Source organism: Bdellovibrio sp. HCB-162 (genome assembly GCF_047344985.1).
Classification (GTDB): Bacteria; Bdellovibrionota; Bdellovibrionia; order Bdellovibrionales; family Bdellovibrionaceae; genus Bdellovibrio.
Genome location: NZ_CP178861.1, coordinates 224,380 through 247,758 on the forward strand (window position 1 = coordinate 224,380; position 23,379 = coordinate 247,758).

Below are 23,379 nucleotides of genomic sequence, written 5' to 3' on the forward strand. Positions count from 1 at the left end.
CTAAGTGAGAGCCTTTCTCCCTCTTTTAACGTTCATCGCTCTTTTTCTTGGGAGCGGAATTTATTATCACTTGCAAGGAGCCGAGTTTGCTTTTTACAAACTGCCGTCTCCGGTCGCAACACTTCCAGCGATTATATTAGCTTTTCTTTTGATGAAGGGAACCTTTGATAAAAAGGTGAACACGTTCATGGAGGGACTTGCTGATCACAATATTCTTACGATGTGTCTGATCTATCTTTTGGCGGGCGCATTTGGAAGTGTTGTAAAAGCCATTGGTGGTGTCGATGCGGTGATTTTCTGGGGAATGAAAATCATGCCGGAAAATTTCTTGTTACCAGGATTCTTTTTACTCGCCGCTTTGATCTCGACATCTATTGGTACATCCATGGGAACGATTTCAGCGTTGGGGCCGATTGCCTTGGGGCTCGCTGAAACGGGTGGTTTGGAGAAAGCTCTTGTGTTTGGCGCTTTGATTGGTGGCGCCATGTTTGGCGATAATCTTTCTTTTATTTCTGACACGACAATTGCGGCGACACGGTCGCAAGGTTGTTCGATGAAGGATAAATTTCGCGTGAACTTTCGTTTAAGTCTGCCAGCGGCGTTGCTAACGGTGATGATTCTCTTTTTGTCGTTCGCTCCGGGCCACGTAGTCTCCGTGAAAGAAATGGAAATTTTTAAGGCTCTACCTTATGCCGTTGTTTTGATATTGGCCTTGTTAGGAATAAATGTCTTTTTGGTCTTAGTTCTGGGAATTCTTCTTGCCGGAGGTTTGGGACTCTTTGCGACAGAAGGGTATTCTCTTTTGCAATGGGCCCAGGACATTTATACAGGCTTTAAGGATATGCAAGAGATCTTTCTTCTTTCTCTTTTCATGGGTGGTCTGGGGCAGATGATGAAAGTCGAAGGCGGTATCGCGATTTTGCGCGGCCTCTTTAAGAAGATGAAGTTTCAAAGCGCGCGTTTAGAAAAATTATGGGCGGAATTTAGCATCGCTCTTTCAGTGAGCATCGCGAATCTGGCCGTTGCCAATAACACCGTTGCTATTCTAATTACAGGCGACCTCGCTAAAGAAATTTCTAAAGCGGAAGAAGTGCCAGCTCCACGCAGTGCAAGTCTTTTGGATATCTTTTCTTGCGTGATTCAAGGTTTGATTCCTTATGGTGCCCAGATTTTACTAGCTAGCCAAATGGCGAAACTGTCTCCGCTGGCGCTCGTGGGGGAAGTCTATTATTGTTACGTCCTCGGTGGAATGACTTTAGTATCGATGTTCTGGCGAACTTCACGCATAAAGACCAGTACAAATTGTTAAAAACCTGTTCAGCGTAGATTTTCCTCATAATTTTGGAAAGAATATTCTTATTCAAGAAAAGGGGAAATGAATGCGCGTGTTATTGTATGCAATCGCTTTGGCGTTATTGGGTGGTTTTGCGGTGAAAGCGAATGCTGCCGAGGTTGTAAAGGATAATTCCTTTCTTATTGAGGAAGCGTACAACCAGGAACCCGGTGTTGTGCAGTTTATTCAGACTTATCAGTATCTTGATCCCGCACATGAATGGGGATACTCGTTCACAAACGAAATTCCTATCACAGATGAGACTCATCAATTTTCTTACGTTATTCCTGTTTTAAAAAAGAGTGCTGTCGGTGGTGATGGCGACAAAACGCAGATTGGTGACGTCCTTCTAAATTATCGTTACCAATTGATGAACACAGAGATGATTTCCATGGCTCCACGTTTTTCGATCATCCTTCCTACAGGAGACTACAAAAAAGGTTTCGGCAATGGTGTAGCGGGCTTCCAGTTTAATCATGCTGTTTCCATCACGCTTAACGATCGCTGGACCAATCATTGGAACGCCGGTTTTACATACACACCGGATGCAAAGAATGAGCTGGGAGAAACGGCTTCCCTTTTTGGTTTTAACTTTGGAACAAGTGTTGTCTACAATGTCACACCAAAGACAAATCTTCTCTGCGAATTCGTAATGAACAATAACGAAGTCGTTGCCGGACAAGACACTAAGGCGACAGAGGCGACTTATTATGTTGTTCCCGGCATACGTACGGCTTTTCAAGCCGGGCAAGAAACCGAGATTGTTCCCGGCATCGGCGCACTTCTTGGTGTCGGTCCTTCCGCGGCTGAACATGAGCGCGGTGTCTTTTTATATCTTTCAGTAGAGTCGAAACTTTGGTAACAGGGTCGGGCGAATGAATCTTTCTATAAAAAAACAACTGGTGCTTTTATGTGGAGGATTTTTACTTGTCCTAGTTGGCATTGGAAGTCTTTCTTTTATCAATTCCACGCGGTTGATGACACAATTTGATAATGTCGCCAACGTGCAACTGCCAGCAGTTCGCAATATGACTCTCGCAGATATGATGCACGATGGACTTCGTTCCGTGGTTTTGGCCTCCTTGCTTTCGGCGGAGAGCGGTGAAGTATCTGAATTAAAAAACATTCAGAAAGAATCTGAAGAAAAATCGGAAGAATTTAAAAAATATCTTTCTGCTTTAGAAGCATTGCCATTAAATGCCGAAACTAAAAAAGCGATTCTAGAAACCAAACCCCAGATGGAACAATATATTGAACACACCAAAAAAATTGTGAATCTCGCGGTGACTCAAGGTTATAAAGTCGCATTGGCTGAGCTTCCAAAGTTCAACGATACTTTCAAGGTTCTCGAAGGAAAAATGGAAAACCTGGGAGAGTTGATTGAAAAAGATGCGGAAGTTGCGCACGAATCCGGTGGAGCTTTCCGTGCCATCAACTTGGTTATCACTATAGTAGGCGGGCTTTTCTGTTTGCTCGGCGGAGCATGGATCACCTCAAGTTTGATAGGTCGTATGTCGGTTTTTTCCAATCGCATTGAGAAAACGGGTCATTCTTTAGATGAGACCAGTCACCATCTTAATAAAGCCAGCCAAAATCTCGCAAGCGGAGCGACGGAGTCGGCGGCTTCCTTGCAAGAAACGGTGGCTTCCTTGGAAGAACTTTCCAGTATGGTGAAGCTTAATTCAGAAAATGCTAAAAACGCCTCCACTTTGTCTTCGGAAAGTTTCGAAGCCTCCAAGGCGGGTGCTGAATCTGTGCAAAAGTTGATTCAAAGCATGGATGCTTTAAAAGGCTCGGCGACAAAAATCGAAGAGGTGATTCAAGTCATTGACGATATCGCCTTTCAAACAAATCTTCTTGCTTTAAATGCCTCAGTGGAAGCGGCTCGTGCCGGTGAGCAGGGAAAAGGCTTTGCCGTTGTTGCCGATGCTGTTCGCAGCCTTGCCCAACGAAGTGCTGATTCTGCAAAAGATATTTCTAAAATGATTCAAGAAAGTGTATCCAGAATTCACGAAGGCGGCGAAGTCGCTCATCAAAGTGGCGCTCTTCTTGGTAAATTTCTTTCTTCCGCGCAAAAAGTTTTGGAAATTAATAATGAAATCGCAGGGGCCAGCCAAGAGCAAGCTCGTGGGCTGGGACTAATCAGTGAAGCCATGAATAAATTAGACCAAGCATCGCAGCAGAATGCGCAAGTTGCTCAAGAGGTCGCCCAAACCAGCGATCAAATGTCAGAGCTTTCTCAAGGTATGCAAGGGCTTGTGACGGAACTAAAAGCCATGGTGGGCCGTCAAGGTTGACGGCCTTTCCAGTATTGAAGATTTTGTTCAATCAACTGCAAGTCATATTGCAGACGCTTTTTTTCTTCGTTTAAAAGTCGCTGGTCATCGTTGGCATCGGCACCGACACTTCGCTCATCCATCCGCATTTGTGACTGTGCTTTTTCATAAATCGAGGTCCATAAATTAAAAGCCACATCTTGATTGAGCTTTTCCTGGGGCTGCTGGTCTTCAGGAAGCTGCCTTCCTTCAAAATCAATCAGACCATGAGATTTAAATTGAATCTTATCGGCAAAGCGCAAGCGAGCAATGCTGTCGACTTTCTTAATATATTTCATCGCCTCTTCAAGTTTGCCTACATTATCAATAGACGTGGATAAAATAGATTCTTTTAAAAGAACGTCACGGATGAACATCGTTCTTAACATCAAAAAGGAATACGCCGTCTCCTCAAAGCGACGACCGCCCTCAAGTTTTTCACCTATAATATTTCGGTGAATAATTTCCTGAACGACCTCTTGCGGGGTAAAACCTGCGATCACTTGTAAGGCCGTTAGCTTGGCAAGTTTTTGGGTATTGATTCGCTGAATTTGTTTTTTTGTATAAGGAACTTCTTCTCCTGTGGCTTCGTCAATGTCTTTATTAGGCAAAGCTTCATCGACTTCCTTAAGCCATAGATAAGTTAAATCAATCAGCTCCTCTGCAGAGGCGGCTTCAGCAAATTTTTTTCCATAGGGCATCAGCTTAAAAGGCACGGGAGCCAAAGTATCCTGATTTTCTTCCTTAATCAGATTTTCTAAGGGAATTAATAGGGATTGATCGTGGACCCCTTTGTTTGTTGTCTTCATTTCATCCAACATTTTTCTCATGTTGGCATTGGTTTCGTCCATTTTACCTGGAACTTTTTTAGTGCCATCCAAAGCCTCCTGCAAATCGCAGGCGGCTAAGGAAAGTAATAAAATACCAGCTAGGGATACTTTAATTAAAGAATTCACGGACGTCTCCTTAAGGAGTTAAAAGATCGTTTTTTAAGGAAGCTACGCCGTCATCCGCAGGGACACCCAACCAGATTGAAAAAATCTTTTGAGTCATACCGCGTTCACCGACAAGCACGGTTTGTTTTCCAGCCGTGTCTTCATAAATCAAAGTTTCTGAACCATCGGAGTGTTTCTTCACTAGAATGGTGAGATGACCACCGGAAGCGGCGTCGCCACCTTTGCTGACAGCGCCTAGGAATGTTTTAATAGATGGAGTTGCCGTATCCACTTTGTTGGCGCTAAGTGCATCGCGGAAAGACGTTTGCACTTTGTCCGCTTCTACGGTTCTTAAGAACGTCATACGAATGGCGACAACGTCACTGTCATCCAATGATTTTAAAGCTTCGCTGTCTTTTTTAATAAAGCGTTGAGGGCTGCTCACCAAAAGCTCGGCAACATAAACTTTGACCTTAGAAAAAAGAACTTTCTTCCAGCGCAGACCAGCACCGACAGTGCCAAGCTGAGTTTCTGTTTTTTCAATAGTGGCTACGGCTGATTTGGAGATATTCACTCCTTCAATGCTGCGCGGGCCCTTTTCCATTTTTAAAACAGAAGCATGAGCGGAAGAAACTGAGAGAGCCAAAACGGGTGCAACGATAAAACGTGCAAGTGCTTTCATATGAACTCCTTTTATGAGTGATACTTGATACGGCAAAGGCGTTCGTTCGTCGCTTTATAAGGTGGCAATCAATATTTCAAAAAAGCAAAGCAGCGGCGATGCGACTGGCCTAAACAAACAGAGTTCCGACGATTTTTATAAATTAGTTTTTCATTCGAGAAAAAAGTCCTGAAAACGATTTGGACATTCTAAAAAATATTCAATTTCTAATGTGAGCCGACCGAAGACCCTTTTGAAAGAGAGGTCATCCATGGTCGGAACCACAAACGTAACAAGAATGATTTTGTTTCTTTCGCTGACAGGTTTACTAGCCTGCGCTCGCTCTAACGATTGGCCGAGCCTTGACGAGTCAGGAAACGAAACAGCATCGGTTGTCGAGCCTACTCCTGAAACATTGACGGCTCAAAAACTCTTGCTCAGCCAAGCTATGACGGTCCGTTATGAAAAATCCGGCGTTTTGGAATCCAAAGTCGAACTTCCTGAAGGCACACAAATTGAAGTTCCTGCCAATTACGAAATCAAACATTTGGACTTCCGCAATTCCAGTGGCGGGGTTGAAAGATCCAGCACAGGTTTCTTATATCCTGTAAAAATTATTTCGGTGGCTTCGCAATATCAGTCTTCATTTCCACAAAGTAAGATTGAAAGCCTTAACCAAACTCAGGGCGGTCTTTTTATCTTTGCTTCCATTGTCGGAAATCTAGAAGGAACCGAGGGTCATTTTGCCGTTGTCAGTGCCGCGACACCAGGTGCGGGTTTTTTGAAATACTACAATCTGACGGGAAAGCCGAAGTTTAAATATACGACATCAGTAACGAAGCGTTTCGGCCCTCGTTTGAATAAAAGTGTCGATGCAAATTCTTTATCACTCGCTGAAAAAGAAAAATGGCAAAGCATTTACAGTGAACTTAAAAAAGCCGTGAACCGCACGGTGGAAACTCCAAAATCTTATTTGATGATGGATAAAGCCAAAGCCACACAAGCCTCTATCGATTTTGAGAAAAAAGGAACAATCTCAACAGTGGGAGCGTGGACCATCGCCACTCAAGGCACGGCGGTTCGTCACGGTTTTGCCAACGTGCCTTGTGCGGAATTTCAGTCAGAACTTTTGCGACAAGCGTATCAGCGCGCGGGCTATCGAGTGACGGATGATTTTAATAGTTCTAAAGGCAATCCCCTTATTTGGACTAATAGTGCTGCCGTTGTGAATTTCTCAATGGCTCTTTACAAAGCAGGTTGGGTCGCGTGGGATTCCACTTTATATCGCCCTCTTGTCGGCGCGTTTTTGATGAATGGATCAGGCTTAACGCCGGGACATACTTATACGTCAGCAAGTGACGACGGCATGATCATCGTAGACAACGGTGCTCCACAAGGACGTGATCTTAGAAAAACAACAGAGAAAACGATTTCCATCATGTATCAAACGGGAGTGTTTTTCCTTCCTCCGGGGATCAACCCGCCCGTTTGGTAAGAGTCAGCACATTACCTAGTAAACACAGCAGGACGCCCACAAGAATGTAGGGCGTCCATTTGAAGTTCTCAAAGAAACTCGAAAGGACAAGTGCAATAACGGGCGAAATCACACTTGTATAAGCGGCCTTTTCTGCGCCAATTTTTCCCGCCAAGGACAGATAAGCGCCAAAGGCAATCACAGATCCGAATAAAGCCAAATACAAAAGTGCTCCTAAGAATTTTCCCGTCAAAGGAATCGCTAAATTATCACCGTGAACAAGTGCAATGATAAGTGTGAACAGGCTTCCGTAAAGCATTCCAAAAGTATTCGTAACTACAACGGGAATGCGTAACTGATAACTTTTTTGCGCCACCATATTTCCGGTAGAGGCAGACAGCGTTGCAAGGAAGCCGACACAAAGGCCTACGATCGTTTGGGAGCTTGGATCAAAATGCAAAATCTCGTTGAGGAAAATAAAGACAATACCAAGACCACCCAGCAAAGAACCCATGATCACATTTTTTGTAATGGGTTTTTTAAAGAAGATCCGCATGCCAAACATATTGTAGTAAACTAAAGCCGTGAAACTTAATGCTACAAGGCCTGAGCTGATCATCGTCTCGGCGATATAAGTCAGCATGTAATTGACCGAGAACATGAAAATTCCCTGAGCGGCAAAAAGAAAATGCTCCCGGCGGGAGTATTTGAGATTTTGTTTTTTAAAGAAACAAAACGCGAAGAGAATTCCCGCTGCGAGTAAAAATCTCCAGAACACCGAAGTCACCGGGGAAGCGGAATCAATTTGGAAAGTGATCACCAACCATGTCGAGCCCCAGATCAATGTGCAGATAGAATAGAGAATTAGATTTTCAAATCGGGATGTCATTCGGAGGTCCTGTATATATCTTGTTTGTAACAGAGGACAATATGAGGGTCACTTTCTAACTGTGATCTCACAGAATATTCACTGAATCTTATCAAAGAAAATAAAGAATCATGCTCTTTCTTGAAGAGCGGCGGATAATAATCATGAACCTTCATTGCAAGAAAGGGGGCCCACCATGTTAAGAGCAGCTATAGTCTTTTTTATTATAGCTATCGTCGCCTTTATCTTTGGAGCCACAGGAATTGCAGGGATGTCGATGGAAATCGGCCGATTGCTCTTGTTGGTATTCTTAGCTTTGGCGGTGGTCAGCTTTCTCATCAATCTTATGGGGCGAAAGGGGCAGCGGTGACTATGCCCAAAAACAAAAAGCCCCGGGCGTCCGGGGCTTTTTTTAATTAATCTTCATCATCTTCGTAATCGTCGTCTTCATCCTCATCGTCGTCGTCATCATCGTCTTCATCTTCATCCTCATCGTCCATGTCTTCATCAGCTTCAAGGCGGATGAGCCATCCCTCTTCGTAAGGATCTTCCATAATAATAGACGGATCCTCGACAACTTGGCTGTTCACTTCAATCACAGTTCCAGAAACAGGAGAGTAAATGTCCAATGGACCGTCGTCTGTTTCTAAAGTACCGATAACGACGTCAGCATCAATTTTTTCCTGTTCAGCAGGAAGCTCAACAGAACTGATCTCTTCAAAGTCCTCAAGTCCATCTTCGTTGATACCAATAGTGATGATACCATCTTCCTGGCGGACCCAAAGGTATCCCATAAAATTTCTAACGTCGTCTGATGCCATGTCTTATCCTAAGTTGTAAGTTTTTTAACAATCATAATACAAATGAAATTCGTAGGGAACTGGTCTTTGTTGAACCGGACGAACTTCTTTGTCGATTTTATAGTGAACCCATGTCTCAATCAAATCTTCACTGAAAACGTCGCCTTTTTTCAAGAAGCTGCAGTTTTCGCGAAGATGATTCAAACTTTCTTCCAAAGTGCCCGGAACAGATGGAATCGCCGCCGCTTCTTGCGGAGGAAGTCCATAGATGTCCTTATCAAGTGGATCACCTGGATGAATTTTATTGATGATACCATCAAGACCCGCCATCAAGATCGCTGCTTCCGCTAAATAAATGTTGGCACCAGGATCTGGAGTACGGAACTCGATACGTTTTGCTTTCGGATTTGGACCTGAGTTTGGAATACGCATTGCCGCTGAACGGTTTTTAAAGCTGTAAGCCAATTTCGTCGGAGCTTCAAAACCTGGAACCAAACGTTTATAAGAGTTTGTCGTTGGATTGATGATACCGCAAAGAGCCGGAGCGTGTTTCAAAACACCGCCGATATAATAAAGAGCCATCTCTGAAAGACCGGCGTATTTATTTCCTGCGAAAAGATTTTTTCCATCTTTCCACAAAGACATGTGGATGTGCATTCCAGAACCGTTATCACCGAAAAGTGGTTTTGGCATGAACGTCGCTGTTTTACCATAGCGTTTTGCTACGTTTTTTACGATGTATTTGAACCACATCATTTTGTCGCCCATGTTCAGAGCTGTATCAAAGCGGAAGTTGATCTCGCCTTGACCCGCAGACGCTACTTCATGGTGATGACGTTCGACTTGCATGCCACATCTTTCAAGCTCCAGGCAGATTTCACTGCGAAGATCTTGTTGAGAGTCTGTTGGCAAAGCCGGGAAGTAACCTTCCTTAGAGCGGATTTTGTAACCCAAATTCTTTCCGCCCTCGTCGCGTCCTGTATTCCAAGAAGCCTCGTCACTGTCGATCATATAGAAAGCAGAGTTGCTTGTTTGTTCATAACGAACATCATCAAAGATAAAGAACTCAGCTTCAGGCCCGAAGTAAGCTGTGTCGGCGATTCCTGTGGATTGCATGTAAGCGATCGCTTTTTTAACCACTTGGCGAGGATCACGATTGTAAGGTTGCAAAGTTTCCGGCAAGCACACGTCGCAGATCACAGAAAGTGTCGGCACCTGCATGAATGGATCCATCATCGCTGTGGCAGGATCTGGCATGATCACCATGTCTGATTCTTCAATCCCTCTCCATCCGCGAATGGAGCTGCCGTCAAATCCGAAACCATTTTCAAAAGTCTCTTCATTGAGTTGATGCAACGGGACTGTTAAGTGTTGCCAAGTTCCGATCATGTCACAGAACTTGAGATCTACCATCTTTGCGCCTTTTTCATTGGCGAACTTCAGTACGTCTTTTCCTGTCATTTGGGTCATGGGGCCTCCGAGCCTTGCTAAAACTTAATTCTATAAAGCCTGTTCGTCCTTCTCACCGGTGCGGATGCGAAGGGCTGACTCCACAGGAATAACGAAGATTTTTCCGTCACCAATTTTTCCTGTGTGAGCCGTTTTGCGAATGGCTTCCACCGCGCTATCTATAAGAGCGTCTGGTAAAACCACTTCAATTTTTATTTTTGGGAGAAAATCGACAACGTATTCCGCACCTTTGTAAACTTCAGTGCGACCTTTTTGTCTTCCGAATCCACGAACTTCTGAGACAGTGATCCCTTCTACGCCGACCTCAGAGAGAGCATCGACCACATCATCGAGCTTGAAGGGTTTGATAATGGCCTCAATTTTTTTCATTTAACTTCTTCGTGCTAAGGGAAGTCCTAAAACAACTTTTCAAGAGGATAGCAAAGGTCCTGAAGAAAGCAAAAACTGTTAAAGTCATTTGATTTTTTTAATTTCCAATAACGCGAAACAGTAAGTGTCACCGTTTTGGAAAAAATGACGAAGCCCCCAGAAAGCGGCTTGCGGTGCCATGTGGTTTTTGGTACACACGGGACCTCTTTTTCGGAAAACCTATATTGTTGTCGTGCTCGGGGGGGATAATGACTACAACACGTTTTTTCGTTTACGGATCTTTTTGTGAAGGCATGGTTCACTTTTCAAAGATCCAAAATTTCGTGGAATCTTCAATATTTGCGCGCGTGAAGGCGACGGCATATCGCCTTAAAGTAGGCTTTCCGGCGATGGTCAAAGGTGGCTCTGACTTGGTTCCGGGGCAGCTTGTTGAACTCAAAGGTTCCGAACTTTTGCTGGGTCTTTTGGACGAATTTTTTGGCTTCAATCGCCAAGATCCAGAGCAGAGCCTTTACTCTAGAGAAGAGATCGAAGTGTTCCCTGAGGGAGCGTCGCAGGCCGTGAAAGCTTGGATTTATTTTTTGAATCCATTAAAACTCCCGGTGAATGCGGCGGTGATTCCCGGTGGAGACTGGAAAAAGTCGATCGAGGATCAACCTGTTTTGACGTCAAAATTGACTGAAAAACAAGTGACGTACATTCAAAAATTGGGACGCTCAACAGGCCGAGAGATTGTTCCGATTGATCTCACTTTGTATCGTGAGTTGATGAACTTAGAGTTGATCGTCGATAAAGGTCGTCGTTTGGCTCTCTCAAAATTCGGCCAAGAGGTTTATAAGCATCTTGCCTGAGACTCAGAAATTATTCCGCATTGTACTGATTGAGCCCGAGATTCCTCAAAACACAGGAAACATCGGGCGCACATGTGTGGCCACGAACTGTGAGCTGCACATCGTGGGCAAAATGGGTTTTGAAATCAACGACACCAATCTAAAACGCGCGGGTCTTGATTACTGGCCGCATCTGACGTGGTACCGTCACGAAACTTTCGCCGACTGGTGGAAGCAAGTTGAAGATCCTTCCAGAATCTGGCTTTTCACGACAAAAACAAAACGTACTTATTTTGAACCAGATTATCAACCAGGCGACTGGTTCGTTTTTGGAAAAGAAACGAAGGGACTGGATCCGGATTTGCTTTTGAAATATCCCAATCAAACTGTGACGATCCCGATGATCGGTGAAGGCGCAAGAAGTTTAAATCTCGCAACAAGTGTTGCCATCGCGGCCTACGAAGGCGTTAGACAAATCAATTTCGCGAAGTAATTTAATAAGATTTTTGCATGGTCTTAAAAATGCAAAAGCGAATCAGGCCTTTGCCAGACTCGCTTTTGGTGGATCTCCTGTCCGAAAACTTACAGGAGGTGTCCGATGCGTAAAAGACAGTACTTACGTATTCGACGCGTTTTAAAGATTACTAAAGGTCTTTTGATCGTCATTCTTCTAATCTTGACGATGGTCTCAAAGTTCAAGGCTCTTTAATTCAAACCTCCAACAAGTAACGAGCACAGTCCAGGGACTAGTGACTGAGATGCGGACTGTTTAATCCGATAGGAGTTGAAACACGGATGAGTCTGGTGAGGGCGCCTATAAATTCAATGCGTAACTTGTATTCGTATTTGAGTTCGTCAAGGTGAGCTTCGCACGAATTTCGTCTTTGGTCCTGAAATTCAATTTCTCGAATGAAATCGAGTTAATGACGCGACTAGAAATCACCCCTTTGCTTGTCGCTGGCAGGTCTTTCAGTCTATCCTCATAGGCTATGGTTACACAAATTCTCACAAAAATGTTCGGAACGAAGCACGACCGTGAAATGAAAAAGATCCAGCCAACGGTGGATCGTATCAATGCGCTAGAGCCTCAAATGGCTGCGCTCACGGATGAACAACTCAAAGCCAAGACGCCAGAATTTCAAGAGCGCCTTAGAAAAGGCGAAACAGTTGATGACATCTTACCTGAAGCATTCGCGGTCTGCCGTGAAGCTGCGAAGCGCGTTTTGGGAATGCGCCACTACGACGTGCAGTTGATTGGTGGTATCGTTCTGAACCGTGGCAACATCGCCGAGATGAGAACCGGTGAAGGTAAAACGCTTGTTGCAACTTTGCCAGTGTACTTGAATGCATTGACAGGAAAAGGCGTTCACCTTGTTACGGTGAATGATTACCTTGTTCGTCGTGATGCCGAATGGATGGGCCGTCTTTATGGATGGTTGGGCCTTACTACAGGAATTATCGTTCACGGTTTGAATGATCAGCAACGTAAAGAAATGTACGCTTGTGATATCACTTACTGTACGAACAATGAACTTGGTTTCGACTATCTTCGCGACAACATGAAGTTTGATTTGGCTGATTACGTTCAGCGCGGTCACTACTTTGCGATCGTGGATGAGTGTGACTCCATCCTTGTCGATGAAGCTCGTACACCGCTCATCATTTCAGGTCCTGCAGAAGCTTCGACTGATAAATACTACGCTGTGAACGCGATCATTCCGCAATTGAAGCGCGATGTTCACTTCACAATGGAAGAAAAAACGAAGACAGCGTCTTTGACTGATGAAGGAAACGCGAAGGTGGAAGAACTTATGGGTCTTTCCAACCTTTATGATCCACAAAATATCGAAATCCTTCACCACGTTTACCAAGGTTTGAAGGCTTACTACCTTTACCGCCGTGACGTTGAGTACATGATCAAAGATGGCGAAATCGTGATCGTGGATGAGTTCACGGGTCGTTTGATGCCGGGCCGCCGTTGGAGTGATGGTCTTCACCAAGCAATTGAAGCTAAAGAAGGTGTTGAAGTTAAATCTGAAAACCAAACTTTGGCGACAATCACTTTCCAAAACTACTTCCGCATGTACGAAAAACTTTCGGGCATGACGGGTACGGCAGACACAGAAGCCGTAGAGTTCCAAAAAATCTACAAGCTTGATGTGAACGTGATCCCGACAAATAAACCGATCCAACGTAAAGACCAAGAGGACGTGGTTTATAAGTCTGAAAACGCAAAATACAAAGCGATCACAAAAGATATCAAAGAGCGTATTGCAAAAGGCCAACCGATTCTTGTCGGTACAGAGTCTATTGAGAAATCAGAAGCATTGAGCAACTTCCTTCGTAAAGAAGGTATTAAGCACGAAGTTCTGAACGCAAAACAACACGAACGCGAAGCGGAAATCGTAGCGCAAGCGGGTCGTAAAGGTGCCGTGACAATCGCAACAAACATGGCGGGTCGTGGTACGGACATCATGCTTGGTGGTAACGCCGAGATGTTGGCAAAAACGGCCGTCGGCAATGACGACTCTCCAGAATATCAAGAGATGTATCAAAAACTAAAACCACAAGTGGAGGCGGAACGTGCGGAAGTGCGTAGCCTTGGTGGTTTGTACATCATCGGTACGGAAAGACATGAATCTCGTCGTATCGACAACCAGCTTCGTGGTCGTTCCGGTCGTCAAGGGGACCCAGGGGAGTCTCGCTTTTATCTTTCATTGGAAGATAAATTGATGAGAATCTTCAACGGTGAGCGCATCCAAAAAATCATGGAAATGCTCAACATTCCTGAAGATGAACCAATCACAGCGAAAATGGTGACGAACGCGATCGAAGGCGCACAACGCAAGGTCGAAGGACACAACTTCGACATTCGTAAAAACTTGATGGAGTACGACTCTGTCATGAATGCGCAAAGAAACGCAATCTACGGAATGCGCAGAAAAGTTCTTGAAGGCCAAGAAATCGAAAGAACAACATTGGATTGGTTGGGCGATGTGGTTTCAAATCTTCTTGATACTTACATCCCTGAAGGCGGAAAAAAAGAAGAGTGGAGTCTTGACGGACTTAACAACTCTTTGGCGCAGACTTTCGGATTCAAAGTTGAATTTGAAAAAATGGCGATCAATTCAGAGACGGTGACTGATGCTGTGAAAAACGGCGTAAAAGAAGTCTTTGAACGTCAAAAATCTTCAATGGGGCCTTTCTTTGAGCAAGTTCAAAAAATGATCTTGCTTCAAAGCATCGACAACCACTGGAAGAACCACTTGTACGTGATCGATAAATTGAAGGAAGGTATCGGCCTTCGTGGTTACGCACAAAAAGATCCTTTGATTGAATACAAAAAAGAAGCTTTCAAAGCATTTGAAACTTTGAATAACACAATCAAAAACGACGCGATTGAAAAAATCATGCGTGTTCAACTTGTGGCTCAGCAATCTGAGGAGCAAGTTCTTGAAAGCCTTAGGCCAGAAGAGGCAGACTTGGATGAGTTAGATTATTCATCTCCTTCAGAGTCTGACATTGGGCACAGTTTGCCTGAGATGGAGACGGCTGAAGCTCCAACACGTAAGATGACTTTCCAAAGCGGACCTCGTGATGATCGTCCGATGAACCGCGAAGAACGTCGTCGTTTGGATAAACAAGGTAAAGGAAAAAGATAATTGATCCCTTGTCCGAGTTGCCAGAAGCCGATAGAGATACTCGAGAAGCATATGGGGACCCTCTTCACGTGTCCCCATTGCAATGCGGTTTACTTTATCGATTGGAATGGGCAACCCGAGATGGCCGAGCACGAACCTGAACAAGTGCCGGAGCCTGAGCTAGAACAAGAGATTGAAACTCCAGAGTCCTTTGAGGGCGGCACCGATTTCGAAGGTGGCGCCGACTTTCAATCAGGGACCTCTTTCGAAAATCCTCCACAACAAGATTACGCTTACACTCCTCCTGCGGGAGCGGGCGGTGTTGGCGAAGAGATGATTCCTCATCCAGAGCCGGTATTCAGTGGAGAGATCCCGCAAAATATTCCTGACGAGATGACGCCTCCTGAAGATCCTTATCTGACTCCCGCTGAAGAAATTCCTCCGGGAACTGAAATCGAAACTCCACTTAATTATGAAGCGGAAGTTCCTGCCGAATCAGAAGCTCCGTATGATTTTAGCCAGACCTTAGATCGCATTCCGGAGCCTTTAACTCCATCTGGTACAACTGATACTGCTGATTTTTCTGACGTTACTGATTTTGCCAATGCCGATACGACTGCGGGACCTTTAACGTATGCTGTGGTTATTGAAGGTATCGAATCCAGTCGTCTTCTAATGCAATTAAAGGAAGCGATGACGGACTCCCGTTTTGGTTGGGATGTGAATGAGATTTTAAATCAAGTGGGTGGTGGCCGATTGGTATTAAAAGGCTTGTCTCCCGCTAAAGCCTCGGTGCTAATCAACCGAATTAAATATCTGCCGTTTAAAATTTCCTGGAGGCAGGATGTTCTCTCTGGTTCCTAAGATTTTGTTGATCTCTTTGACAGTGGTTTCATTGGCGTTTGCCAATGAAGGTGGCGAGAAAAAAGAAGAAAGCAGTGGCGGAGAGCATGGGGCTCCGGCGGCGGCTCCTAAAGAAGTCAAAACAGCAGAAGAAACCTATGCCGTTGTCCAAGCGCGCGTGCAAGGTCTTGAAGCCAAAGTTCACGCTGGCGAAGCTGAAATCCAAAAATTGATTTTAGAAAAACAACACACAACAGATCCAGAAAAAGTAAACGAGATCATCCGTCAGATGATGACTTTGCATAAGGATGTTGCGAATACGTTGAAAGAATACGATCAACAGCGTGCGCTTTTGAAATATCGTTACCCTGAAAAAGGCCAAGTCGAAAAAAGAGAATACGAACGCATTGAACTGAAGTCCATCGAAGACATGGAAACACAGATGAGCTTGGGTTCTTCCGTAAAACGCACTTTAAAAAAAGTTCGTTCCCAATACGGTGAGCCGGGTAAACATCACGAAGAGACTGCTTCAGAGTCGAAGCAAAAACAAATCAAAGAACCGCAACCGGGACTTGTTGATCCGGTGATTTTGAAGAAATAAATTTCGAATTCAAAGATAAACGTACACCGCAATCAAAGTGATGATTATCGGCAATAAGAACGTAGCGCCAAGAACCCAAAGGGTTTTGGATCGAGCTTTTTGTTCGTCGCTTTCAATGTTTTGGTCAGTCATGTTGTTCCTCTACTCTTGTATATTTCAATTGCAGTGTAAAATCACTACGAACTTGTAAGGCGTCTTGGGAAAGCTTGACCCCACACGACAAAATAAGTAGTATGGTTTCATCAACCCACAAACTAGGAGGGCTCGATGATTGTAACATTCTTTAAATCAAACCACAGCTCTCTGGGTTTTCAGTTTTAATTTCTCTTTAAAATTTTAAAATCTCAAATCCACGAGAGCTCCGCTTTTATTTTTAATTTTTAAAAATTATTTGGAGTTATTGCGTGAATTTATATTCAAAGCTCATCCCTTTGGGGTGGGACGTATTTTTTGAACAACAGTTAGAAAATTTAAATGAAGGTATTCAAGTCGGCCGGGTGATCAGTCAAGAGCGCGAATTGTATCGCGTGGCCTTTGGTGAAGATGAAATTTCCTGGGCCCAGCTTTCCGGACGCTTTCGCCATGATCATGAAATGTCGTCGGGATCTTTTCCTTCTGTAGGTGATTGGGTCGTTTGCAAGAATGAAGAACAACAAGATCGAGCACTCATTCAAAAAGTGCTCGATCGCCGTTCTTGTTTTTATCGCAAAGACCCGATGCAAGGTGTGCAAGTCGTGGCCTCGAATATGGATGTCGTTTTTATTGTGACCTCTATGAATAGGGACATGAATTTGAAACGCTTGGATCGTTATTTAAGTATGGCGTGGGACAGTGGCGCATCGCCGGTTTTAGTCTTAAGTAAAATGGACCTTGCTGAAGATGCGGAAGCTTTGATTCAGGAACTTGAAAACACTTATGTGGGAATTCCCATTCACGGTGTGAGCGTTTTAAATCCTGAAACGTGCGAGGTTTTAAAATCCTATTTAAAACCAGGAAAGACCGTCGTGCTGATGGGTTCTTCAGGTGTTGGCAAATCCACTTTGACGAATTTCTTTTTAGGCGAAGAAGTTATCAAAACTCAAAGTGCGCGAGAAGATGACGATCGAGGACGCCACACAACCACGTCACGTTTTCTGTATCAGTTACCCGAAGGCGCTCTTTTGATGGACACACCAGGAATGAGGCAGCTTGCGTTGGTTGATCAGGAAGACGGTGTTGAAGGACTTTTTGAAGACATTGTGGAGTTAGGATCTTCATGTCGTTTCAGAGATTGTGCTCATCAGGGGGAACCGGGATGCGCGATTCAGGCGGCCCTTGAAGACGGATCTTTGCAGGAAGACAGATGGGAAAGTTATTTAAAGCTGCAAAAGGAGATCGCCTTCCAAGCTCGCAAAGAGGATAAAAACAAGTTTGCGGCTGATAAGAAAAAGTGGAAGCAGATCAGTAAAGACCTGCGCGTCCGTTTAAAACAAAAAGGCCGGGGAGAAATTTAACCCCGGCCTTCGGGCCTCTTAAAAAATGCATCAAAACGAGACAAAAGAGAGTGGCGACCTTTAACGGATCCGAGTAAACTGGTAACGTAGAAGGATGGGGGAACTATGCTCCGATATTTGGCTATTCCTGTCGTTTTAATAGGGCTTCTAACGACAGCTTGTCAGACATCAATGCTCAAGCAGTTTTCAGAAGTAAAACCCGGCATGGAAAAAGACGATGTCCTGGATTTGATGGGAACTCCCACTCGCACGCAACGCTATCACGGCAAAGACCGTTGGACCTACGTTTTCTATGACAAACGCATTCGCTTTGAAAAAGAAGTTCAGTTCTTTGATGGCAGTGCTATTTACGTTGGTGACATTTCGCAACCTGAAGCCAATCGCACAGCGGTGGCGATGGATACGATGAACGACGTTAAAAATAGAGAGATCGATGAGCAGATTGCCCGTGATGTAGAAAAGCATCGTCGCAATTATGAAGAATACGAAGCGCAAAGCAAAGGCGAAGATAAAGTTCGCTACGTTCCAAGTTTTGAACCCGTCCGCTAATGACTAGGGAGCTTTGATAACTAAAGGCTCTCCTAGAACCGAAATCACTTCATAGCCATTAATACTTAAAACATCTTCCGGATTTTTTCCGTAAAATTTAACTCCGGTCCATGTCCATTCTGTGGGCCAAAATTCCACAACATGGCGAAAGAAGATTTTTCCCTGCTCACGAGATCCAGGAAAACCTACGGTGAACTCGTATTGTGATAAAGGACTTTTTACGATTTGTGAGAACGGAACGGGCAATGCTTCGATGTGCTCTTGATCAGAACTCACAAGGCAAGGAGCGCGGACAACCATTTGAGGAATTTCACCGGAAAACGCAACACCTTCAGCCGAAAAAATCAAATCAACCGTAGGGTACTCATCGCAGACAAAAACTTTGCTGCCGCTTTGATTCTTCATCAAGAATAAACCTAAGCGCATGCCAGGCCCTGCCGATGTTTCCACCGCCGAAGCGTCCTTCAAAACTTGGTATTTAAAAGCTTTTTTAAACTCTTCAGGAGACGCATTGGAAAGGTCTTTATCTTCAGCCGCTGTTTCACTTGCACTACCATCAGTGGCAACGTGTCTTTTGGAAGAAAGCTTCTTATCCAAAAAGAAAAGGGCCACAGGAAGTGCTACAAGAATTAGAATCAAGATTAGTTTTTTCTTCATCTCAATACTCGCATTTCAGTGTGTCTCGGTCTGCGGCAGTTAAGGTGTCTCTTTTAATGGCGCCATTGAGCACGGCCCACATTACACTGGGAACGGTGCTTCGATGTTTTAGTCCTAAAACATGTCCCAATTCATGAATCAAAAGACTCTCTAAGTGAACATCATAGGGAGTTGTCGCAACATCGTTAAAGTAATTAAAGTATTTATTGTCGACGGCAATGTCGGCCTCATAAAGCTGATTGCTGCGCCAATAAAGATTTGTCAAAGCTTGCAGACTTTTTTGCGACTCTGGCCAATCCAGCATCCAGTGAATAGTGTTCATGGAATCTTTGGTCGCTTTTTCAGAAAGTGTGCTGGCCGTTCTTTCAAAACGGAACAAAGTCATTCCCGCAGCATCATTCCAGTGTTGGGCTGCACGCCGAAGAACCTCTTCATATTCAGGCGCAAAACTTTTATGTAGTTCTAAAATAATCGGAATATTTTTTTTCCAAGAAACGCGCTGGCCATAGGCATTTTGTACAAAACCACAGTCAGATTCTGCGGCACTGGCCAAATGATTCTCATCTCCCGGGCCCAGCGTGGGCCCTTGCTGGCATGCGCATAAAGCCAACATAATAAAAGGAAGGATGAGGTATTTATACATACTTGTCAGTTTACACGAGTTCTCATCGCATATCTTGCGGGATTTTTAAAGCTCGACGAAAGTTTTGTTCGATTTCAAACAGCCAACAGCTTTTTGTTTTGCAATCCGCCTGAAAGTCTTTTTAGATAGGGCCATGTTAATGGAGTTGGTCTTTTCCTTTCTTCTGAATGTATGGAGTCATTTCCCAGAAGCGGATTCTTGGGCGACCGAACATGTGGGAGGAATTGAAGCCGCCACGGCCGAAATGGCATTTGAAGAGCAAATCCTTTGCAGTCTTGAAAATCAACGTCTGCTTTCTTACGACAATCGCTGGAAGAAAGAAGCTTTGCTCAAGGTTCCTGCAAAATGCCGCAAGAAGAATCAAAATGAATCTTACCAGCAGGTGGAGTTTCGCAGCCAAACGCTGCCAACGGGACACTCTATGTTTGCATGGGATCATTCCGTCGAAATCAAAATCAAAGATCATGCACCGTTTGTTCTCTATACCCGTCAGGATAAAAAATACGTAGGAGCTCACTCCACCGCCGGATGGTCGATGTGGGTTGAGCGTAAAACCGGCAAGCTTCGCTATGAATGGAGTGACGCTAAGAAAAATCTGCATCTTCGTATGATGGCAACAGTAAATATAAATCCGGTGAAGGGTAGTATTTCTGACGTGCGCAATTTGCACGGGCTCTTTGTTAAGAAAGAAAACGGTGCGGTTGTGAAAGCCGTAAAAATTTCTGGCGACTCAGAAGATGGGTTTAAACATATTTCCTACGAGAAAAATGAAAAAGGGTGGAAGAAGACATGTGAAAAATGTTCTTCAGAAAAACCCTGCAAACATTCTGTGGATAACTTAGGAGAAGAAAGCAAACTCAATTCGTTCGCGGATGTTTCTTCAAAAGCGTATCAGGATTTTTTATTAAAAGGCCAACCGTTGGCTTTTGGCAACGTAGAGCCGTCCGAGTTAGTCCCTCCGATGGCTCCGTATCGCTAATTTTTAAAAGTAAGAATCGGCCCAATCAATCAGAGTTCCGTTAATCCAAGAAATTCTTTCCTGATTTGTGATCTTGCGACCCTGACGTAAGAAGTTCAGAATCTCTGTGCGTAATTCTTTGGCCGTTTTTTCATGAAGAATCAAAGCGCCACTTTCTGTGTCATGAATAAAACTGCGACGATTTAAATTTACACTGCTTACAAAACTAAGCTTGCGATCAATCACGAGAAGCTTTGCATGCAGGATGGATTTTTCGTCTGTCCACTCGTAAATGTCAACGTTGCTAAGATGTCTGTTCACGCCTTGCTTATTCACGTCTTCCGCAATTTGCGGAGTTCCGTCGCCTGCTAAATGAATGCGGGTCATAACTTTGACCTTCACGCCTCTTTGTACGGCGCGATCCAAGGCCGCACTGATCGCCACCGAAGGACGGAAGTAAGGAGTTGTGAGAAGAAGTTCCGACTGCGCGGAATCAATCATATTAATATAGAATCTTTCCAACTGATAGCCGTCAAAGTAAGGCAAAGACATAATATGACGGACTAGTGGATACAACGTCGGTAACGACGTCAGACGACGAACTTGGTCTGCATCTGCAAGTTTTGGAACGTTCAGATTTGTTGATCTAAAACGTTGAGTTTCCGGATCGCGCATCCAGAAGGCCAACATCTGTGATGTTACAGATTTCACAAACTGATAACCACGCAGCTCAATTTCGAAATCGTTATAATATATGTACGCTTCTTCACCTTCGCCGTAGTTTTTGAGATATTTATAAGCTTTATAAAAAGGCGTATCACTAAAGATGTAGGAATCACGAATATTACGGCCACCCGTAATCAAGAAATTGGCACTTGGATCTTTAGCAGAGTAGCCAATGATAAGCTTTGTGTGATTCACACGGTGAAACTTATCCAGCCAACCGCCGTCGTGTTTTTCTGAAAGACGGTATTTGTAGTATTGAACTTTGATATTCGGAACGCCGACTTGCAGCCATTCCAAAATATGTTTGTCTTTTTTCGTCATCGTGACTTCAGGAACCAGAATACGAACTTGCGTGCCGCGTTCGGCATGGTAACGAAGAGCTCGTGCCATGATCATTCCGTAAAAGTCGGCAGAAAAATTCAGCGACGACACCCAAATGACATCAAACTTCGGTGCTTTTGAAAAATCCAGCTCTGCCATCGGGTTTTTATCATTAAAGTCTTTACGCTTAAGACCTGATCCCGTGAGTGACATAACCTTGCGGTTCATAGAAACGTAAGGATCACGCAGATTCACCATTTTCTCGAAAGACTGAGGGCATGTCGTAAAGTTAAAATCCTGCTGCCAGAAAAAACTTGTCGGAGTATTGCCGAAGTTTCCTTCAGGACGTGCGCAAATATCGACTTGGTTGGTAAGCTTAATCCACTCTGGAGACGCGTCCCCGATATCGGTAAGTTCAAATCCATGAGTCCATGTTGAAGAGATCTCTGGATCATAGAATTTAAACTGGCAATGGCTTACAGCTGGAGTGAACTTCACGCGCACTTTCTGGCCGTTGACTTTGTTGAAGTACCAGTTGAACTCGTAAACGCGGCTGTGACGTTCACTGGTAAAGAACAAAAAGCCATCGTCGTAAATGATATCGTTATTGCACTCCAATTGTGCTTTTAAATATTTTTGACGGCGATCCTCTTTGTCTCCGGCAAAAGGCGCCTCGGACTCTGCAGGAAGAAGATTTGCAAAGCGCAAAGAGTAGGAATTATAAAAGCGGTGCTCTAGCGGAAAAGGATTCCTTTTCGTTCCTAATTTGAAATCAGCCAGGTTCTTAACCTCCATCACTTCTTCTTTGTCAAAAAGACGAGGACGGAAAGTCGCTTCAAACCACGGTCCCAAACCGGACCAGTCACGCAGTTGCAGTTTGGAAGAAAGCTGATTGACGTGGAACTGTCTTTCACCCATCAATTTTTCCACTTGCTGACGAACCTTAGGATCACGTAAAGCACTTCCGTCAAAAAGAGTTTGATTGGTTGCTTCGCGCATCGTTTGAAAAGCCTGTTGGCTTGTACGCCAGTCGTTATTCCAATATTTAGAAAGTTCTAAATCAATTTCCTGAACACGGTTGGCGCGATCGGCATCATACATTTCAGAACTCGGTGAGCGCTGAACGTTCGTACAAGATAGAATTCCGAATGAAAATAGAAGTAGAAATAGATACCGTTTCATTCTTTTTCATTCGGTTATCTAGAGGGAAAAGTTTAGATTTTTAGTCGAGAAGTCTAAAATTGAGACGGGGAAATTTTGAGGAGTATTCCGCGAGGTTCGCGCAAAGAGCCCATGCTGTAGAAAGGTCGGGCTCTTTGTGAAGAAATATTAATTATAGAACTCAGCGATGTCGTCGTGATTGCGAATGAAAGTCTTAAGATCTTTGGAAACATAACTTGTTTCGCGGATTACACCCTCAGTGCAAGAATCCAATGTCGACATGTCTTCGCCATCAAAGTCACAAGCACTTGTTTCCCAAGCACGCTCAGCATAGGCGATTTTGTAACCGACAAGGTTGCTGCCTCTGAAGATACCGATCACTTCAGTCAACACTGTGTTGCCATCCGCATAGAAGTCGCCTTCAAGAATTGTATCCGCCCAGATGTAAGACTGACGGAATGCGATTTTTTGAAGAGCGATCATTTCGCCGTTTGAAAGAAACGCGGAATAATTTTTTCCGTTCTTGTAAAGGACAGCTTCACGGAAAGGTTTTTGGCAAGTTTGTGCACAAGCCTCTTTGTACTTTTCAATCATGTCAGCAAATTGACGAGCGCCTACGAAATGTTGATCCGCTTGCGCATTCAAAGAAAGAGCAGTCACAGCCAGTGCGAAAATGAGAATTTTTTTGAACATACGGCCTCCTAAAGGTCTCTTGGTATAAACCCACTCAA

At 44.2% G+C, this 23,379-nt stretch carries 24 protein-coding genes; 13 read left to right on the top strand and 11 right to left on the bottom strand.

The window, feature by feature from the left end; genetic code table 11:
* Positions 1-4 precede the first annotated feature (4 nt).
* The 3 genes from ACLSSO_RS01130 (at position 5) to ACLSSO_RS01140 (ending at position 3,630) form a co-directional block, all read left to right on the top strand.
* Positions 5-1,309, top strand: coding sequence for a Na+/H+ antiporter NhaC family protein (locus ACLSSO_RS01130; RefSeq protein WP_413943817.1), 1,305 nt, complete (start codon positions 5-7; stop codon positions 1,307-1,309).
* A 70-nt stretch (positions 1,310-1,379) separates the two neighbouring features.
* Entirely contained in the window at positions 1,380-2,195 is an 816-nt protein-coding gene (locus tag ACLSSO_RS01135) for a transporter (RefSeq protein WP_295898837.1), read from the top strand.
* A 13-nt stretch (positions 2,196-2,208) separates the two neighbouring features.
* Complete coding sequence (locus ACLSSO_RS01140) at positions 2,209-3,630, top strand: methyl-accepting chemotaxis protein (RefSeq protein ID WP_413943818.1); 1,422 nt, start codon at positions 2,209-2,211, stop codon at positions 3,628-3,630.
* On the opposite strand, the gene ACLSSO_RS01145 is transcribed toward ACLSSO_RS01140, so the two are convergent.
* Together ACLSSO_RS01145 and ACLSSO_RS01150 are read right to left on the bottom strand one after the other, a co-directional pair.
* On the bottom strand, positions 3,621-4,604 hold the full coding sequence (locus ACLSSO_RS01145; protein WP_413943819.1) for a hypothetical protein: 984 nt from the start codon (positions 4,602-4,604) through the stop codon (positions 3,621-3,623). The two genes, ACLSSO_RS01140 and ACLSSO_RS01145, sit on opposite strands and share 10 nt — an antisense overlap.
* A 10-nt stretch (positions 4,605-4,614) precedes the next feature.
* Positions 4,615-5,265 (bottom strand): chalcone isomerase family protein, encoded by a 651-nt coding sequence (locus ACLSSO_RS01150; protein ID WP_295898828.1) that lies wholly within the window; start codon positions 5,263-5,265, stop codon positions 4,615-4,617.
* Between the two features lie 250 nt (positions 5,266-5,515).
* Between ACLSSO_RS01150 and ACLSSO_RS01155 the strand changes: the two genes are divergently transcribed.
* Positions 5,516-6,739, top strand: a complete 1,224-nt coding sequence (locus tag ACLSSO_RS01155; RefSeq protein WP_295898826.1) for a hypothetical protein — start codon at positions 5,516-5,518, stop codon at positions 6,737-6,739.
* Here ACLSSO_RS01155 and ACLSSO_RS01160 read toward each other — a convergent pair.
* Entirely contained in the window at positions 6,720-7,607 is an 888-nt protein-coding gene (locus ACLSSO_RS01160; protein WP_295898823.1) for a DMT family transporter, read from the bottom strand. The two genes, ACLSSO_RS01155 and ACLSSO_RS01160, sit on opposite strands and share 20 nt — an antisense overlap.
* Positions 7,608-7,782: 175 nt before the next feature.
* Here ACLSSO_RS01160 and ACLSSO_RS01165 point away from each other — a divergent pair, with 175 nt between their 5' ends.
* Positions 7,783-7,956 carry a DUF1328 domain-containing protein gene (locus tag ACLSSO_RS01165; protein WP_295898820.1) on the top strand — a complete coding sequence of 58 codons (174 nt, stop codon included), beginning with the start codon at positions 7,783-7,785 and terminating at the stop codon, positions 7,954-7,956.
* Positions 7,957-8,002: 46 nt separating this feature from the next.
* Here ACLSSO_RS01165 and ACLSSO_RS01170 read toward each other — a convergent pair whose 3' ends face one another.
* From ACLSSO_RS01170 to ACLSSO_RS01180, 3 genes are read right to left on the bottom strand one after another with little or no spacing between them, the layout of a single operon-like run.
* The gene (locus tag ACLSSO_RS01170) at positions 8,003-8,407 is read right to left on the bottom strand and encodes a glycine cleavage system protein H (RefSeq protein WP_295898817.1); all 405 of its coding nucleotides are present in this window, start codon (positions 8,405-8,407) and stop codon (positions 8,003-8,005) included.
* A 24-nt stretch (positions 8,408-8,431) separates the two neighbouring features.
* Entirely contained in the window at positions 8,432-9,847 is a 1,416-nt protein-coding gene (gene glnA / locus ACLSSO_RS01175; protein ID WP_367276346.1) for a type I glutamate--ammonia ligase, read from the bottom strand.
* A 39-nt stretch (positions 9,848-9,886) separates the two neighbouring features.
* On the bottom strand, positions 9,887-10,225 hold the full coding sequence (locus tag ACLSSO_RS01180; protein WP_295898810.1) for a P-II family nitrogen regulator: 339 nt from the start codon (positions 10,223-10,225) through the stop codon (positions 9,887-9,889).
* 248 nt (positions 10,226-10,473) lie between these two features.
* Between ACLSSO_RS01180 and ACLSSO_RS01185 the strand changes: the two genes are divergently transcribed.
* From ACLSSO_RS01185 to ACLSSO_RS01205, 5 genes are all read left to right on the top strand, one after another.
* On the top strand, positions 10,474-11,076 hold the full coding sequence (locus tag ACLSSO_RS01185) for a gamma-glutamylcyclotransferase (RefSeq protein ID WP_295898808.1): 603 nt from the start codon (positions 10,474-10,476) through the stop codon (positions 11,074-11,076).
* On the top strand, positions 11,069-11,548 hold the full coding sequence (locus tag ACLSSO_RS01190) for a tRNA (cytidine(34)-2'-O)-methyltransferase (protein WP_295898807.1): 480 nt from the start codon (positions 11,069-11,071) through the stop codon (positions 11,546-11,548). The genes ACLSSO_RS01185 and ACLSSO_RS01190 overlap by 8 nt, the downstream gene beginning before the upstream one ends.
* 496 nt (positions 11,549-12,044) lie before the next feature.
* Entirely contained in the window at positions 12,045-14,717 is a 2,673-nt protein-coding gene (secA, locus tag ACLSSO_RS01195; protein WP_295898804.1) for a preprotein translocase subunit SecA, read from the top strand.
* 51 nt (positions 14,718-14,768) lie between these two features.
* On the top strand, positions 14,769-15,560 hold the full coding sequence (locus tag ACLSSO_RS01200) for a hypothetical protein (RefSeq protein WP_295898802.1): 792 nt from the start codon (positions 14,769-14,771) through the stop codon (positions 15,558-15,560).
* Entirely contained in the window at positions 15,541-16,140 is a 600-nt protein-coding gene (locus ACLSSO_RS01205; RefSeq protein WP_295898799.1) for a hypothetical protein, read from the top strand. The genes ACLSSO_RS01200 and ACLSSO_RS01205 overlap by 20 nt, the downstream gene beginning before the upstream one ends.
* Before the next feature lie 9 nt (positions 16,141-16,149).
* Here the strand turns inward: ACLSSO_RS01205 and ACLSSO_RS01210 are convergent, their stop codons facing one another.
* Entirely contained in the window at positions 16,150-16,272 is a 123-nt protein-coding gene (locus ACLSSO_RS01210) for a hypothetical protein (protein WP_295898796.1), read from the bottom strand.
* 272 nt (positions 16,273-16,544) lie between these two features.
* Between ACLSSO_RS01210 and rsgA the strand changes: the two genes are divergently transcribed.
* Entirely contained in the window at positions 16,545-17,633 is a 1,089-nt protein-coding gene (rsgA, locus tag ACLSSO_RS01215) for a ribosome small subunit-dependent GTPase A (RefSeq protein ID WP_295898794.1), read from the top strand.
* A 105-nt stretch (positions 17,634-17,738) separates the two neighbouring features.
* Positions 17,739-18,182: an outer membrane protein assembly factor BamE gene (locus ACLSSO_RS01220; protein ID WP_295898790.1), complete on the top strand. Its 444-nt coding sequence runs from the start codon at positions 17,739-17,741 to the stop codon at positions 18,180-18,182.
* A 3-nt stretch (positions 18,183-18,185) separates the two neighbouring features.
* On the opposite strand, the gene ACLSSO_RS01225 is transcribed toward ACLSSO_RS01220, so the two are convergent.
* Both ACLSSO_RS01225 and ACLSSO_RS01230 read right to left on the bottom strand, forming a co-directional pair.
* Entirely contained in the window at positions 18,186-18,839 is a 654-nt protein-coding gene (locus ACLSSO_RS01225) for a hypothetical protein (RefSeq protein ID WP_295898787.1), read from the bottom strand.
* Position 18,840: 1 nt separating this feature from the next.
* Entirely contained in the window at positions 18,841-19,392 is a 552-nt protein-coding gene (locus tag ACLSSO_RS01230) for a matrixin family metalloprotease (RefSeq protein WP_295898784.1), read from the bottom strand.
* A gap of 223 nt (positions 19,393-19,615) precedes the next feature.
* On the opposite strand from ACLSSO_RS01230, the gene ACLSSO_RS01235 reads away from it, so the two are divergent.
* On the top strand, positions 19,616-20,461 hold the full coding sequence (locus tag ACLSSO_RS01235; protein ID WP_413943820.1) for a hypothetical protein: 846 nt from the start codon (positions 19,616-19,618) through the stop codon (positions 20,459-20,461).
* Between the two features lie 3 nt (positions 20,462-20,464).
* On the opposite strand, the gene ACLSSO_RS01240 is transcribed toward ACLSSO_RS01235, so the two are convergent.
* Positions 20,465-22,669, bottom strand: coding sequence for a phospholipase D-like domain-containing protein (locus tag ACLSSO_RS01240; RefSeq protein ID WP_413943821.1), 2,205 nt, complete (start codon positions 22,667-22,669; stop codon positions 20,465-20,467).
* Between the two features lie 147 nt (positions 22,670-22,816).
* Positions 22,817-23,341, bottom strand: a complete 525-nt coding sequence (locus tag ACLSSO_RS01245) for a hypothetical protein (RefSeq protein ID WP_413943822.1) — start codon at positions 23,339-23,341, stop codon at positions 22,817-22,819.
* Positions 23,342-23,379 lie beyond the last annotated feature (38 nt).